17 protein-coding genes and 1 tRNA gene are annotated in these 14,696 nt (G+C 55.3%); 11 read left to right on the plus strand and 7 right to left on the minus strand.

Annotated features, from left to right (window positions below):
- The first annotated feature begins 12 nt into the window (after positions 1-12).
- Complete coding sequence (apbC, locus tag BT114_RS09675) at positions 13-819, plus strand: iron-sulfur cluster carrier protein ApbC (RefSeq protein ID WP_072326248.1); 807 nt, start codon at positions 13-15, stop codon at positions 817-819.
- A gap of 57 nt (positions 820-876) precedes the next feature.
- Here apbC and BT114_RS09680 read toward each other — a convergent pair.
- The 3 genes from BT114_RS09680 to BT114_RS09690 all read right to left on the minus strand — a co-directional run bounded on the left by BT114_RS09680 (position 877) and on the right by BT114_RS09690 (position 2,473).
- A tRNA-Ala gene (locus BT114_RS09680) sits at positions 877-952 on the minus strand.
- Between the two features lie 61 nt (positions 953-1,013).
- Positions 1,014-1,211 carry a DUF3185 family protein gene (locus tag BT114_RS09685; protein WP_072326249.1) on the minus strand — a complete coding sequence of 66 codons (198 nt, stop codon included), beginning with the start codon at positions 1,209-1,211 and terminating at the stop codon, positions 1,014-1,016.
- On the minus strand, positions 1,208-2,473 hold the full coding sequence (locus BT114_RS09690) for a YihY family inner membrane protein (RefSeq protein ID WP_177247076.1): 1,266 nt from the start codon (positions 2,471-2,473) through the stop codon (positions 1,208-1,210). Before BT114_RS09690 ends, BT114_RS09685 begins: the two co-directional genes overlap by 4 nt.
- An 82-nt stretch (positions 2,474-2,555) precedes the next feature.
- Here BT114_RS09690 and arsC point away from each other — a divergent pair, with 82 nt between their 5' ends.
- From arsC to BT114_RS09705, 3 genes are read left to right on the plus strand one after another with little or no spacing between them, the layout of a single operon-like run.
- Positions 2,556-2,903 (plus strand): arsenate reductase (glutaredoxin), encoded by a 348-nt coding sequence (arsC, locus tag BT114_RS09695; protein ID WP_072326250.1) that lies wholly within the window; start codon positions 2,556-2,558, stop codon positions 2,901-2,903.
- A gap of 29 nt (positions 2,904-2,932) precedes the next feature.
- Positions 2,933-3,529, plus strand: coding sequence for an NAD(P)H:quinone oxidoreductase (gene wrbA, locus BT114_RS09700; protein WP_072326251.1), 597 nt, complete (start codon positions 2,933-2,935; stop codon positions 3,527-3,529).
- 28 nt (positions 3,530-3,557) lie between these two features.
- On the plus strand, positions 3,558-3,959 hold the full coding sequence (locus BT114_RS09705) for a DUF2069 domain-containing protein (RefSeq protein WP_072326252.1): 402 nt from the start codon (positions 3,558-3,560) through the stop codon (positions 3,957-3,959).
- A gap of 12 nt (positions 3,960-3,971) precedes the next feature.
- Here BT114_RS09705 and BT114_RS09710 read toward each other — a convergent pair whose 3' ends face one another.
- The 4 genes from BT114_RS09710 to BT114_RS09725 all read right to left on the minus strand — a co-directional run bounded on the left by BT114_RS09710 (position 3,972) and on the right by BT114_RS09725 (position 8,238).
- A complete protein-coding gene (locus BT114_RS09710; RefSeq protein ID WP_072326253.1) occupies positions 3,972-5,126 on the minus strand; it encodes a carboxylate-amine ligase in 1,155 nt (384 codons plus the stop codon).
- Between the two features lie 149 nt (positions 5,127-5,275).
- Positions 5,276-6,202 (minus strand): GGDEF domain-containing protein, encoded by a 927-nt coding sequence (locus tag BT114_RS09715; RefSeq protein WP_072326254.1) that lies wholly within the window; start codon positions 6,200-6,202, stop codon positions 5,276-5,278.
- A gap of 129 nt (positions 6,203-6,331) precedes the next feature.
- Positions 6,332-7,030 (minus strand): DnaA regulatory inactivator Hda, encoded by a 699-nt coding sequence (gene hda / locus BT114_RS09720; protein ID WP_245770423.1) that lies wholly within the window; start codon positions 7,028-7,030, stop codon positions 6,332-6,334.
- 5 nt (positions 7,031-7,035) lie between these two features.
- Positions 7,036-8,238: a DUF2066 domain-containing protein gene (locus BT114_RS09725; protein WP_072326255.1), complete on the minus strand. Its 1,203-nt coding sequence runs from the start codon at positions 8,236-8,238 to the stop codon at positions 7,036-7,038.
- Positions 8,239-8,400: 162 nt separating this feature from the next.
- On the opposite strand from BT114_RS09725, the gene purM reads away from it, so the two are divergent.
- The 7 genes from purM (at position 8,401) to pheS (ending at position 14,680) form a co-directional block, all read left to right on the plus strand.
- Entirely contained in the window at positions 8,401-9,459 is a 1,059-nt protein-coding gene (gene purM / locus BT114_RS09730) for a phosphoribosylformylglycinamidine cyclo-ligase (RefSeq protein ID WP_072326256.1), read from the plus strand.
- Positions 9,456-10,142: a phosphoribosylglycinamide formyltransferase gene (purN, locus tag BT114_RS09735; protein ID WP_218163490.1), complete on the plus strand. Its 687-nt coding sequence runs from the start codon at positions 9,456-9,458 to the stop codon at positions 10,140-10,142. The genes purM and purN overlap by 4 nt, the downstream gene beginning before the upstream one ends.
- Before the next feature lie 211 nt (positions 10,143-10,353).
- Positions 10,354-12,249, plus strand: coding sequence for a threonine--tRNA ligase (gene thrS, locus BT114_RS09740; protein ID WP_072326257.1), 1,896 nt, complete (start codon positions 10,354-10,356; stop codon positions 12,247-12,249).
- A gap of 10 nt (positions 12,250-12,259) precedes the next feature.
- Positions 12,260-12,847 (plus strand): translation initiation factor IF-3, encoded by a 588-nt coding sequence (infC, locus tag BT114_RS09745; protein ID WP_084662120.1) that lies wholly within the window; start codon positions 12,260-12,262, stop codon positions 12,845-12,847.
- A 104-nt stretch (positions 12,848-12,951) separates the two neighbouring features.
- A complete protein-coding gene (gene rpmI, locus BT114_RS09750; protein ID WP_072326258.1) occupies positions 12,952-13,146 on the plus strand; it encodes a 50S ribosomal protein L35 in 195 nt (64 codons plus the stop codon).
- 35 nt (positions 13,147-13,181) lie between these two features.
- The gene (gene rplT, locus BT114_RS09755; RefSeq protein WP_072326259.1) at positions 13,182-13,538 is read left to right on the plus strand and encodes a 50S ribosomal protein L20; all 357 of its coding nucleotides are present in this window, start codon (positions 13,182-13,184) and stop codon (positions 13,536-13,538) included.
- A gap of 128 nt (positions 13,539-13,666) precedes the next feature.
- Positions 13,667-14,680, plus strand: coding sequence for a phenylalanine--tRNA ligase subunit alpha (gene pheS, locus BT114_RS09760; RefSeq protein ID WP_072326260.1), 1,014 nt, complete (start codon positions 13,667-13,669; stop codon positions 14,678-14,680).
- Positions 14,681-14,696: the final 16 nt, after the last annotated feature.

Consider the following 14,696-nt stretch of genomic DNA (forward strand, 5'->3'; position numbering starts at 1 on the left):
GGAGAAACCAAGGTGACAAACGGCGTTAAGCATATTATTGCAGTTTCATCGGGTAAAGGTGGTGTCGGAAAATCCACGGTGACTGCCAATCTGGCACTGGCCATGGCTGCCCTCGGTCAGCGGGTAGGTGTGCTGGATGCTGATATTTATGGGCCCAGTCAGGCACAGATGTTCGCCGTTCCGGAAACCAGCAAACCCCGTTCAGACGATGGTCAGACTTTTGATCCCTTGCAAGCACACGGCATTCAGCTGATGTCGATGGCTTTTCTGGTCGACCAGAAAACACCGATGATCTGGCGGGGTCCGATGGCATCCGGTGCCTTTCAGCAATTACTGAACCAGACCCGCTGGGACAATCTGGATTACCTGTTCATTGATATGCCGCCGGGCACCGGTGACATCCAGCTGACCATGGCACAGAAGGTCAAGGTCAGTGGCGCAGTGATTGTCACCACCCCGCAGGACATTGCCCTGCTGGATGCCAAACGCGGCATTGAAATGTTCCGTCAGGTGAAAATTCCGGTGCTGGGCGTGGTTGAGAACATGAGTCTGCACACCTGTTCCCAGTGTGGCCACAGTGAACCGATTTTCGGCGAAGGCGGTGGTGAGCGCATTGCGCAGGAATACCAGACCGAACTGCTGGGTCAGCTGCCCTTGTCACTGCACATCCGTCAGCAGATGGATCAGGGGCATCCGGTAGTGCTCAGTGAACCGCAAGGCCAGGTGGCTGCTGTATTCGCTGCCATTGCACAGCAGGTGCGCGACAAGGTGGAAAACGCACCCGAAGAAGAGACGGTGCAGATTTCCTTTGGTGATTAAGGCAATAAACTGCAGAAACGAAAAAACCGGCACAAGGCCGGTTTTTTCTTGAATAAGTGGTGGAGATAAGCGGGATCGAACCGCTGACCTCTTGCATGCCATGCAAGCGCTCTCCCAGCTGAGCTATACCCCCACGAACTGGACAGGGCGCATTATAGGGATTCCATTTTCAGCGTCAAGCCCTTTTGCGAAAATCACCGATATTTCCATACGCCATAAGCACCTACGGCCAGTGCAATGCCGCCGGTGACATAATACTGCCAAACCTGTTCCGGGGTTTCGCCGGTAATCTGACGAATCAGCTGCATGTCCAGTTGCTGCTGCAGGTCATAACCCCAATAAAGCAACAACACCCCCATCAGGATTAATATCAGGCTGATGGCTCGCTTCATGATGTACGCTCCAGATCTTTTTTATCCGTATCCAGGTAATGGCTGACCGGTTTATCAAACAGACTACGTTCTTGCTGCTCCAGCGCCTGATGGCAGGCGCTGAGGTGTTGCAGCTGCTGCAGATTTTCAGGCCAACTGGCTACCGGGGGCAGTTTCCACGGCAAGGACTGCAACCAGTCAGCAAAGCGAATGCGGCTGTAATCCCGGCCGGGCAACCAGACCTGTCGATCCGCGTCAAAGGCAATCCACTGATGACTTTGCAGCCACTCCATGCGCTGCTGCCACAGTACCGGGTTCTGACTGCAGGACAGGCTCCGCAAGCGGTTTTCTTCCACCCCTTCACCCCGAGCAAAGGCTTGCCACAGCTCCACCAGTACCACCAGCATTTGTACGGCTGGCTCCAGATTCTCCTCGCCCACCTGCTCTTCCGGTAAACCGCGTACTGCCACCCACTCAGCACATAGCAGGATCAGCAGCCAGGAAACATAAATCCATAACAGAAACAGCGGGAAGGCAGCAAAAGCACCATACACCAGTTCATAACTGGGAAAACTGCTGACAAACCAGGTGAATCCCTTTTTGGCGGTCTCAAACAGCAGTGCCATGGCGGTGCCACCCATCGCAGCATCGCGCAGCCGGACCTTGCAGTGAGGCACTGCCCAGTAAAGCAGCGTGAACGCCAGAATACTCAGCACAAAAGGCATGTAACCCAGCAGGGTAGCCGTACCACCGGCAAAACCGGTGATCTGCTCCAGCAACGGCAAGGATGCCAGATAAGAGCTGAGCACCATGCCTGCTCCCAGCAGCAATGGCCCCAGGGTCAATACCGTCCAATAAATTAAAAAGGCCTGCAGGCCACGGCGAGGTTTTTCCACCCGCCAGATGGCATTAAAGGCTTTTTCGATGTTCACAATCATCATGCCGGCAGTGATGATCAGAAAAGCCACACCCACCAGGGTCAACTGGCGGGCCTGCTGGGCAAAGCTGCCCATATAATCCTGAATCACCACACCAGTGGCTGGCACCATGTGATCAAAAACCATACCCTGCAACTGCTCACCGACATCCCGGAAAGCAGGCAGTGCCGCCAGCATGGAGTAGGTGACGGTGAGTAGCGGCACTACGGCAAACAGTGAGGTGTAGGTCAGTGCAGCGGCATTGCGCGGGCTCTCATCACTGATGAAGCGACGAATCACCCGCAGTGCAAAGGCGATGCCACGAAGCTTTGCCAAGCTGCGGAGCTGCTGAAGTGGTTGTTGCATGTTCAAGGTTCCTTCCACTGGCCAGGCTGGTAGAATGTTCCATGATTCTAACACTGATCTGTTGCACAGAAGAGGTTTGCCAATGGCTTTTACCCTGTACCACAACCCGCGCTGTTCAAAATCCCGCCAGGCTCTGGAACTGCTGGAAACGCGCGATGTGTCCATCACGGTGAGGCGTTATCTGGACGAACCACTGGATCACCAGGAACTGACAGCCTTGCTGGCTGCGCTGGGCATGACACCCAGACAGTTGCTGCGTACCGGTGAGGATGCCTACAAGGAGCTTGAGCTGGCCAACCCTGCGCTGGATGATGCCACCCTGATTCAGGCCATGCTGGATCATCCGCGCCTGATGGAGCGCCCGATTCTTTCTGATGGCTCAAAAGCTGTGGTGGGTCGCCCACCCGAGCGGGTACTGGAACTGCTGTAAACCCCTTTGCAGACTCACAAGGAAACATCATGTCCCTGCCCTATGTACTCATTCTTTACTATTCGCGTCATGGCAGCATTGCCGGAATGGCGCGTGAACTGGCCCGCGGTGTTGAGCAGGTCGCCGGTATTGAAGCCCGGTTGCGCACCGTACCGCCTGTTTCCACCGTTTGTGAAACCACCGCGCCTGCCGTGCCGGAAACCGGTGCGGTTTACTGCACCGAAGAGGATCTGCGCGCTTGTGCCGGCCTGTTGCTGGGCAGCCCCACCCGTTTTGGCAACATGGCAGCCCCGATGAAGTATTTTCTGGATTCCACCAGCAGCCTGTGGCTATCCGGTGCCCTGATTGACAAACCTGCGGGCACCTTCACCTCCACCTCCAGCCAGCATGGCGGTCAGGAAACCACTTTAATGACCATGGCACTGCCACTCCTGCACCACGGCATGATCTGGGCCGGTATTCCTTATTCCAATGCAGCACTCAACACCACACGTGAAGGTGGCACCCCTTATGGTGCAACACACGTGGCGGGCATGCGTGGAAATTCGGATTTAACGCCTGATGAAATAACCCTTTGCCGTGCTCAGGGTGCTCGCATTGCACAACTGGCACTGAAACTGCTCTGACATCCCTTTAATCAACCGAGAAACGACCTTGAAAGCTGCCGCTCCCCTTCCCCTGAAGGAACTCAATCAAAAACTGCTGATCAGCCGCTGGTTAACGCTGGGCAGTTATTTTGCACTGCTGGCCATTCTGCTGGCCGGTATTGTGATTTATCCGCTGCCGGAAGGTGCCCGTTTATGGATCATCCTGCCCGTGCTGTGGTTACCCTTGCTGGTCTTTTTACCGGGAATCCTGAAACGCAACCCACGCACCCACGCCTGGCTGTGTTTTGTGTGCCTGGTGTATTTCATGCAGGGAGTCACAACGTTTATTGTGCCTGGCAAGGCGGGGATTGGTGCATTGCAGGCACTGATCACCGTGGTGCTGTTCAGCGCTGCAATGATGTATGGTCGCTGGCGGGGGATGGAGTTGCGTGGTGCCTGGACCAACTGATTTTAGAAACTCCTAACCGGACAGGGTCATATCCAGCAATAAACGCACCACCTCCAGCCAGGCGTCCTGCTCACTGCGCCCTGAGCGGGTCGCCGCAGTGAACGCACCGATCTGCAGATGGGCACTGGTGCCACGATTCAGAATCTTGGCACAGGTGTCCAGCTCCATCTCACAGCCCAGGGCTTCCGCATCTTCTGCCAGCATGGCAAGCATTTCCGGCAATAACTGCTTGTAGGGGCGTATCTCACCGGTTCCCAGATCCACCAGCCCGGCATCAGTACCGTAACACTGGGCCCGCCAGCGGTTTTCGTTGATCAGCATGCGGGCATAACTGCGCCAACGCTGATTTTTCTGCCGCAAGCGATAGAGGTAGCGCAGCAGGCAACGATACAGCGCCGCAATCGCAATGGAGTCCTCAATGCGCGTACAGGCATCCGCCACACGCATTTCCAGCGCATCATCACGGCTGGAAGGTCTTAAATCCCACCACAGGCTGGAAATATCCTCAATCAACCCGGCCTGAATCAGAACCGCAGTATGCGCTTCAAAATCAGCCCAGGAATCAAAAAGATCGGGTAATCCGGTACGCGGCAACTCTGAAAAAGCACTGATGCGATAACTTTTCAGGCCGGTATTGGCCGATAACCAGAAGGGTGAGCTGGTGGACAGTGCCAGAATGTGAGGCACAAAGTAGGACACCTGGTTCATCAGGTCGATGCGAAGGTCCGGTTCTTCCACCATCACCTTGACCTGCATGCCACAGGTCAGCAGACGGCGAGAAAGGTCGCGCAGCTCCAGTGCCATGGCATGCTGTCGCCCGTCACGGGTCTGGCGCTGGCGATGCCAGTCAGCAAAGGGGTGGGTTCCTGCTGCCATGGGGGCCAGATCAAAACGCCCGGCAATGCGAGCCAGGTGATGACGCAGCTCGGCGGTTTCTTCCCTCAGGCTTGCCATATCGTCGTGAAACGCTGTGGCAGTGCGAATCTGCGCTCCTAAAAACTCCGGGCGGATTTTTTCACCCAGCTCACGGCGCAACTGGGAAATCAACTCCGCAGGCTGCTCAACAATAACATCCAGGGACTGCAGATCCACCAGCAGAAATTCTTCCTGAACGGCTGTGGCGAGACTGGGGGGTGTCCGTTGGCGGACGACCTGACTGTGAAACATGGCAACTCCCTGAGTAATCTTCAGTTCATTCTAAAGACTCCGCAGCGGAATCCAAGACGGGAGTGAGCTCAGCAAGGAAAAACAGGATGGGCATTTTGTCGCAGTGCAGCAAAAAACAAAAACGCCGCAGAGCGCGGCGCTTGGATCAATCAGGGTAGCTGCAAACTCACCAGGCCCAGACGGTGTACCTCATGTGCCACATCAGCAGATTTCAGGTCACGCATACGGCTGATGACCTTTTCCAGCAGCAGCTCAGGCTCACCGGGTTCCGGCAGCTCTGCCACACCAATGCAGGAATGAATCCGCAGGGTCGGGAATTCGGCATACTTCACCTTGCCCAGTGCACGGCTGATTTTTTCAGCCAGCTGCAGACCATCATGCTGGCCTTTGCCAGGCATCAGAATGCAGAGTTTACGACCACTGAAACGAGCACAGATATCATCACGCCCAACACAGTGATTCAACAGGCTACCCATGTTGCGCAGCACCCGATCCCCCACACTCTGACCAAACTGGTCATTGATTTCATGCAGGTTTTTCATGTCGATGGCCACCAGACCAAGGCGCAAACCGTTCGGCCCGACCTGTTCCAGCAGTTCACGGAACACCTGTAAAAAGGCATCACGCTGGTAAAGCTGGGTGGTTTTGTCCTGGCGGGATTCAATCTGTGCATCAGCCAGAAGGTTATGCACCTGGTCCGTTACAGCAACCCGCTCGGCAATATCACGGCCACTGGCCAGAATAAAATGACGACCGTTAACATCAATCAGCTGCAGACGAAACTCAAAATCGTGGTCAATGCCCAGATGACGATGCACTGGTGTGACCAGCACACTGCCGTCACCTTCATCAAGGAATCGCAGATTTTCGATGATCACCTCAAGCTCAGCTTGAGTCAGTTCAGGCATGAATTGCAGCGGCGACTTACCGATCAGATCATCGGGTGAAAAGCCCAACCAATTGGCACCATGCTCGTTGACAAACAGCAGGGTCAGATCATCCGGGTCCAGAACCAGTACCAAGTCCAGTGACTGCTGGAGGATGTGTGCAATTTCCTGTTCAGAAATTTTCGCCAAGACTTTTTCCTTTAAACGCTGGGGGTGCGAACACCTAAAGTCGCCCTATTACTCATGCTTTATAGATTAACTCCATCCAACCTGCAAGCGGAAGCACAAACAACAAATATATGTAACATCGGGCAAAAATTACCAGCCCAAAGCCTTGCGAACAAACGGAATGGTCAGTTTTCGCTGGGCTGTCAGGCTGGCCTCATCCAGTCGCTCCAGAGTGGCAAACAGCTCACTCAAACGTCTGGGGCAGCGGTGCAGGATATAACGCGCCACTTCGTCCGGCATGTCCAGGCCACGCTGGCGGGCACGCATTTTCAGTGCTGCCAGCTTTTCATCATCCTGGAGGCGGTGCAGCTGATAGGTTAAGCCCCAGGACAGCCTTGAGCGCAAGTCTGCCAGTTGAATGGCCAAATGCATTGGTGGTGCATCCCCGGCCATCACCAACAAACCCTGCTGATCCCGCACCCGGTTAAACAGATGAAACAGTGCCTCTTCCCAATCCGGCTGACCGGCCACACTCTGGATGTTATCAATGCAGATTTTGGCGGCATTTTCAGCAGCCAGGGCTGCAAGCGAAACATCAACTGCGGCCAGATCATAAAAAGCCGTTTCCGGGCCGGGATGATGTTTGCAAGCCTGCAATAAATGGCTCTTGCCGGTGTCTTCCCCACCCCAGAGATAAACAAAACGAAAACCTGTGGCCTGCAACTGCTCCAATAGCAGCTGCACCACTGCAGCATTGGGCCCGGACAAAAAGTTTTCAAAGCGTAATGCCTCTTCCAACCCGACACCCAGAGTCAACTGCATGTGCTGTTGTTCCTTTTGTCCTGCCATGCAGGTTACTCCTGACGTGTCTGCCAGCGCAGATAAGCATCAACCTGACCGGTTGCACGCTCTTGCTGCTGGTTTTCACGGCCAGGATCAAAACTGCTGCTTAACTGCTGCAAACCCAGAAAAGATGCTTCTGTCAGTCGGCCATCCAGCGCTAAATTGGCACGCAGCTGATCCAGGCCGCCGCGCAAGGTCACTTCCAGCAACAGCTGCTGCCCATTCGCCTGAACCACCCGCACCTGACTGGTTAACGACAGTGCATTCAGGTAACGCATCAGCTCGGCATAATCACGTGCCTGTTTGACATCGGATACCAGAATACGATAACGACCCGCACCCTGCCCCGGTTGACTGGCGTAACGCCGTGACAATTCTTCGGCAGCAAAATCAACCCCGTCATTTAATACAGCACCCAGGGTTGCAGCACTGGAGCGATGCCAGACACTATCCATGCCGGTGAACAACTGCCATTGCACGGACCAGTTATTTCCTGCCGGTTGAATGCGAGCCACCACAACTGCATCGGGACGATAAGGCGCGGAGGATTCCAGAATCTGTTGCCCAAAACCGCCCCAGACATCAGACAGCAGGGTTGGTGGAAAAGGGTGCTGCTCCGAGTCGGGCAACACCATCGGAATACCACGACGAACTGCATGAGCCTTCAAGGCATCAGACAGGGGTTCGTTTGACTGGGGGCTGACCAGATAACGCCCCTGACGTCCTTCCAGCGCGATCCAGAACAGCGTGCGTGGCCGGTTGATGTCCCAGACGGGGGCTTCCATTCGGCGTAACAGCTGGTTCACACCAGCAGCATCAAACTCCAGCTCCAGTTGCTGGGCACGCACCTGATTGCCATTCTCCAGCATGATCAATTCATTGCTGCTGGAATAACTGAACTGGTTCACCAGTGTCTGTGCGTTGCTTAAAGCCTGCCATAACGCCCGCTGCGGATGATCACGAAAAGCACCGGGTTCAACCAGAAAATCTTCCGGTGGCATTTTCTCCAGCACTTTACGGGTGCCGGAAACACGCACCAGCAGTTCCTGCAGCATTTGATTGGCTGCTTTCGCTCGAGTGGCATCACTGGAGTCTGGCACCAGTCCACGCAGGGTGTAGAGTCCCTCTACCCGCTCGGCCAGTGCCGGTTGCAGGAGCAGCAGGGTCAACAGCAGGGTCTTGCCTGCCAGCAACAAGATTTGAGTCAGTTTCACCCGTTTCATCCATCTAATTCGAGTTGATCTGGGGGCGTTTGCAAAAATAAATTTGCGCCGGACTTCATGTGGAATGGAGCCAGCCTGTTCGGGGTGCTAGAATACGCAAGTTTTTTCATCTTGCCCAATATTACCCTTTTATTTTCAGACGCAGGACACCTCATGAGCCGTAGCCAAACCCCCATCACCTATAAAGACGCTGGTGTAGACATCGATGCAGGCAATGCCCTGGTAGAACGAATCAAGGGTGTTGCCCGCCGTACCAGTCGCCCCGAGGTCATGGGTGGCCTGGGTGGTTTTGGTGCCCTGTGCCAGATTCCGGCCGGTTACCGTGAGCCGGTACTGGTCTCCGGTACCGACGGTGTGGGCACCAAGCTGCGTCTGGCCATGAACCTCCAGCGCCACGATACCATTGGCATCGACCTGGTCGCCATGTGTGTCAACGACCTGCTGGTCTGTGGTGCCGAACCACTGTTCTTCCTTGATTATTACGCAACCGGCCACCTGAATGTCGATGTCGCTGCTCAGGTGGTCACCGGTATCGGTGAAGGTTGTGAGCAGGCTGGTTGTGCACTGGTCGGTGGTGAAACCGCCGAAATGCCCGGCATGTACGAAGGTGATGATTACGATCTGGCCGGTTTCTGTGTTGGCATCGTGGAAAAATCCGAAGTACTGGATGGCTCCAAGGTCAAAGCCGGTGACCTGCTGCTGGGCCTGGCCTCTTCCGGCCCGCACTCCAACGGTTATTCACTGATTCGCAAGCTGCTGGAAGTCTCCGGTGATTCACTGGACATGCAACTGCCTGATGGCAAAACCCTGGCGGATGCCCTGATGGCACCCACCCGCATTTACATCAAATCCCTGCTGCCGCTGATCCGTGCCAATGCCGGTATTCATGCCCTGTCCCACATCACCGGTGGTGGCCTGTATGAAAACATCCCGCGTGTACTGCCGGAAGACTGCAAAGCAGAACTGGATCTGACCCACTACCAGCGCCCGGCAGTATTCAACTGGATGCAGGACGTTGGCCAGGTGCCGGAAAAAGAAATGTACCGCACCCTCAACTGCGGTATCGGCATGGTACTGGCTGTGGATGCCGCACAAGCGGCCAGCCTGACTGAAAAACTTGAAGCGGCCGGTGAAACCGTGTTCCAGCTGGGCCAGATCAGCAGCCGTCAGGCCAGTGAAGAAGCCGTCATCATCAAGGGACTCAAGGCATGATGCATGGCGGTGAAGCACCCGCAGAACGCCGGGTGGTGGTGCTGATTTCCGGTAATGGCAGCAACCTGCAGGCCCTGATCGATGCACGCGGTACGGAAGAAGGCCTGGGTGGTGATATTGTGGCGGTGATCAGCGACAAGGCTGATGCTTATGGCCTGGAGCGTGCCCGTCAGGCAGACATTCCTGATCGGGTATTGTCACCGCGCGAATTCCCCAGCCGTGAAGAATACGACCTGCACCTGATTCGTCTGGTGGAAGAATATGAACCCGACCTGATAGTACTGGCCGGTTTCATGCGCATCCTTTCACCGGCGTTTGTGCTGCGTTTCCATGGCCGACTGATCAACATTCATCCATCGCTGCTACCGAAGTACAAAGGGCTGCACACCCACCGTCGGGCGCTGGAAGCTGGTGATAATGAACACGGCCTCAGCATCCACTTTGTCACTGAAGAACTGGATGGTGGCCCGGTGATCCTGCAAGCCACCGTGCCGGTGGAGCTTGATGATGATGAAAGCAGCCTGGCGCGGCGCGTGCAGGTGAAAGAACACCTCCTGTACCCGATTGTGGTGCGCTGGTTTCTGCAGGGTCGCCTGCAACTGCTGGGCAATCATCCGGTACTGGATGGCCAGCCACTGCCCAGACAGGGTGTTTTATACCAGGAAACCCCTGAAAATCAGTGACTCCCACTGGACAGGCCCGCCTCGGCCTGTCATGATTTTGCGCCGACCTGTATTCAGGTCGGTTTTTATTTGAATCACTCGAACACTGAACAGCACTGGACTGCAGCGGGAAAGTGTCACCTTCGTCCGGTGGCCGCCGCCTGACAGAAAAGTGTCTGCCTCATGAACCAAGTGTCCTCTCGTACGGGACACCACTGCTCAGGAAAACATCATGCCTGTAATCACCCTCCCCGACGGCAGCCAACGCGCGTTTGACCAGGCTGTCACTGTTCATCAGGTCGCCGAATCCATCGGTGCCGGACTGGCCAAGGCCGCACTGGCCGGCAAAGTGGATGGCAAACTGGTTGATACCAGCCACACCCTTGAACAGGATGCTCAGCTCTCCATCATCACCGGTCGCGATGCCGACGGCGTGGAAATCCTGCGTCACTCCTGCGCCCACCTGATGGCCATGGCAGTCAAGCAACTCTTCCCGAATTCCCAGGTCACCATTGGCCCGACCATTGAAGACGGCTTTTATTACGACTTTGATGTGGAAAGCGCCTTCACGCCCGAAGACCTGGCCGCCATCGAAAAGCGCATGGAAGAGCTGGTGAAACAGGACATCGCGGTTGAGCGTTTCCTGATGTCTCGTGATGAGGCCGTTGAGTTCTTCGAAAAGCAGGGTGAAATCTACAAGGCTGAAATCATCCGTGACATTCCTGCGCATGAGGAACTGTCACTCTATCGCCAGGGTGAATTCACCGACCTGTGCCGCGGCCCTCACGTGCCCAGCACCGGCAAGATCAAAGCGTTCAAGCTGATGCGGGTGTCCGGCGCCTACTGGCGCGGCGACTCCAAAAACAAGATGCTGCAGCGCATCTACGGCACCTGCTGGAATGACAAAAAAGACCTGAAAGACTACCTGCACCGCCTGGAAGAGGCCGAAAAGCGCGATCACCGCAAACTGGCCAAGCGCATGGACCTGTTCCACATCCAGGACGAAGCACCGGGCATGGTGTTCTGGCACCCCAATGGCTGGACCCTGTACCAGACCCTGGAAAACTACATGCGCGGTGTACTGCGCAACAACGGCTACCAGGAAGTCAGAACCCCTCAGGTGGTCGACAAGGTACTGTGGGAGCGTTCCGGCCACTGGGAACACTACCAGGCCAACATGTTCACCACTGTGTCTGAACACCGTGACTACGCCATCAAGCCGATGAACTGCCCCTGTCACCTGCAGATCTTCAATCAGGGCCTGAAAAGTTACCGTGACCTGCCGCTGCGCATGGCCGAATTCGGTTCCTGCCACCGCAACGAGCCTTCCGGTTCCCTGCACGGTCTGATGCGTGTGCGCGGCTTCACCCAGGATGATGCCCACATCTTCTGTACTGAAGACCAGATGGAAGAAGAGTCCGCCCGTTTCATTCAGCTGACCCTGGATGTTTACAAGGCTTTTGGTTTTGAAGATGTGGAACTGAAGCTCTCCACCCGCCCGGAAAGCCGGATCGGTGATGATGCCCTGTGGGACAAGGCCGAACACGCCCTGGAACACGCACTGAACAAGATCGGCAAAACCTGGGACCTGCAGCCCGGTGAAGGTGCCTTCTACGGCCCCAAAATCGAATTCTCGCTGCGCGATTGCCTCGGTCGTGTCTGGCAGTGCGGCACCCTGCAGCTTGACTTTGTATTGCCGGGTCGCCTGAATGCCCATTACGTTGCCGAAGATGGCAGCCGCAAGACTCCGGTCATGCTGCACCGTGCCATTCTGGGTTCTTTCGAACGCTTCATCGGCATTCTGATCGAACACTATGCCGGTGACCTGCCGACCTGGCTGGCTCCGATTCAGGCTGTGGTGCTGAACATCACCGATAAACAAGCCGATTACGCCACTGAATTGACCCGAAAACTGCATGATCTGGGCATTCGAGTGGAAAGCGACTTGAGAAATGAGAAAATAGGCTTTAAAATCCGCGAGCATACTTTAGCCAAGATTCCTTATCTGCTGGTTGTCGGTGATAAGGAAGTCGAGTCCGGTACCGTTTCGGTCCGTACCCGCCATGGCGAAGATCTCGGCTCGCAGGATCTGGAAACCCTGAAAGCCAGATTGCTGGAAAGACACTGACCTTCCTGCCATGGAAGGCGGCGTCAACCCGATAAAACAAAATGGAGATACACCAATCAAGCGCGCTAATCCAATCAGGCGGGATGCAAAAAAGAATCTGCCGCCGATCAATGAGAACATTCAGGCCACCGAAGTCCGCCTGATCGATCAAAACGGTGAACAGGTCGGGGTGGTTCCTCTTGAGGACGCTCTGGAACGTGCAGCTGCGGCTGAACTGGATCTGGTCAAGATTTCTGATGCCGATCCAATCGTCTGCAAGATCATGGACTACGGCAAGTTTCAGTTTGAGCAGAAAAAAGCAAAAAATGCTCAAAAGAAGAAACAGAAACAAATCCAGATCAAAGAACTCAAATTTCGCCCTGGCACCGAAGATGGCGACTACCAGATCAAACTGCGCAACATGGTTCGCTTTCTGGAAGACGGTGACAAGGTTAAAGTCACGCTTCGTTTCCGCGGTCGTGAGATGGCACACCAGGACATTGGTATGCGTCTCTTCCAACGAATCGAAGAAGATCTGGGTGACACCATCATTGTTGAATCACGCCCTCGTTTAGAGGGACGTCAAATGGTGATGATGCTGGCACCCAAGAAGAAATGATCCCCTGCCGCATCGGGTGATGCGGCCAGGTTCAGTTTTCGGGCCCGGATCATGCCCAATCCCTTGCAACGCATCTTTACTGATGCACTTGTGGAGTTAATGTAATGCCTAAAATCAAATCAAACAGTGGCGCGCGCAAGCGCTTCAAGGCGACTGCCAAAGGCTTCAAGCACAAGCAGTCTCACCGCAGCCACATCCTGACCAAGAAAAGCCCCAAGCGTAAGCGTCAACTGCGTGGCATGAAGCAAATTGCTGCATGTGACGTGCCGCTGATCAAGCGCATGCTGCCGACCGTTTAAGGCCTTTTCATCATTCAAGTCAGGAGTAAGTTTTCATGGCCCGTGTAAAACGTGGTGTTCAGGCGCGTCGTCGCCACAAAAAGATTCTGAAGCTGGCCAAGGGTTACTATGGTGCCCGCAGCCGTGTATTCCGTGTAGCCAAACAGGCCGTCATCAAGGCCGGTCAGTACGCTTACCGCGACCGTCGTGTACGCAAGCGTCAGTTCCGCGCCCTGTGGATTGCCCGTATCAACGCTGCAGCCCGTATCAACGGCATGTCTTACAGCCGTTTCATTTCCGGTCTGAAGAAGGCGGACATCGCCATCGACCGTAAAGTACTGGCTGATATCGCTGTACATGATCAGGCAACTTTTGCAGCCATTGTCGAGAAATCCAAAGCGGCCCTGGCCTGAGATTTTCTGACAACAGGCAAGAGATGAGGCCCCGGCTGTTCTGGGGCTTCAGAAATGGGGGAAGGGCTGCGCTCTTCCCCTTTTTTATTCTGAATTCGTAAACCACGCATTTTTCTGGAGTTGTGCAGATGGAAAACCTCTCCCCCCTGTCTCTGGATGGCCAGCCCATTCAGGAACGGGTGAATCAGGCACTGGAACAGATCACCCGCACCGGGGACAGCCAGACCCTCGACCAGCTCCGGGTTCAGTATCTGGGGAAAAAAGGCGAACTGACCAGCCTGCTGAAAAGCCTCGGTCAGCTGGCTCCGGAAGATCGTCCAAAGGCCGGTGAAATCATCAACCAGGCCAAACAACAGGTGCAAGACGCCCTGAATGCCCGCAAGCATGCCATCGACAGCGAAGCCCTGAATGCTCGCCTGGCTGCCGAATCAGTGGATGTCACCCTGCCCGGTCGCCACAGCGATACCGGCGGCATGCACCCTGTCACCCGTACCATTCAGCGCATTGAAGACTTTTTTGCCTCCATCGGTTTCAACGTGGCAGAAGGCCCGGAAATCGAAGATGACTACCATAACTTCGAAGCCCTGAACATTCCGGCGCACCACCCGGCGCGTGCCATGCACGACACCTTCTATTTTGATGCACACACCCTGCTGCGCACCCATACCTCACCGGTCCAGGTGCGGGTGATGGAAAACCAGCAACCACCGATCCGCATCATCTGCCCCGGTCGTGTGTATCGTTGCGACTCAGATCAGACCCACTCGCCCATGTTCCACCAGGTGGAAGGGCTGCTGATCGACGAAAACATCAGTTTTGCGGACCTGAAAGGCATCCTGCAGCAGTTCCTGCGTGCCTTCTTTGAACAGGATCTGCGCGTGCGTTTCCGCCCCTCCTACTTCCCCTTCACCGAACCCTCCATTGAAGTGGACGTGGATCGTGGTGACGGTCGCTGGCTGGAAGTACTGGGTTGTGGTGTTGTGCACCCCAAAGTACTGGAAATGTCCGGCATCGACCCGGAAAAATACACAGGTTTTGCGTTTGGTCTGGGCATTGAGCGTTTTGCCATGCTGCGCTACGGCGTTGACGACCTGCGGCTGTTTTTTGACAACGACATCAAATTCCTGAGCCAGCTGCGCTGATCACACCCTTATTGCC

The sequence above is a fragment of the Marinospirillum alkaliphilum DSM 21637 genome (assembly GCF_900119735.1).
GTDB lineage: Bacteria > Pseudomonadota > Gammaproteobacteria > Pseudomonadales > Halomonadaceae > Marinospirillum > Marinospirillum alkaliphilum.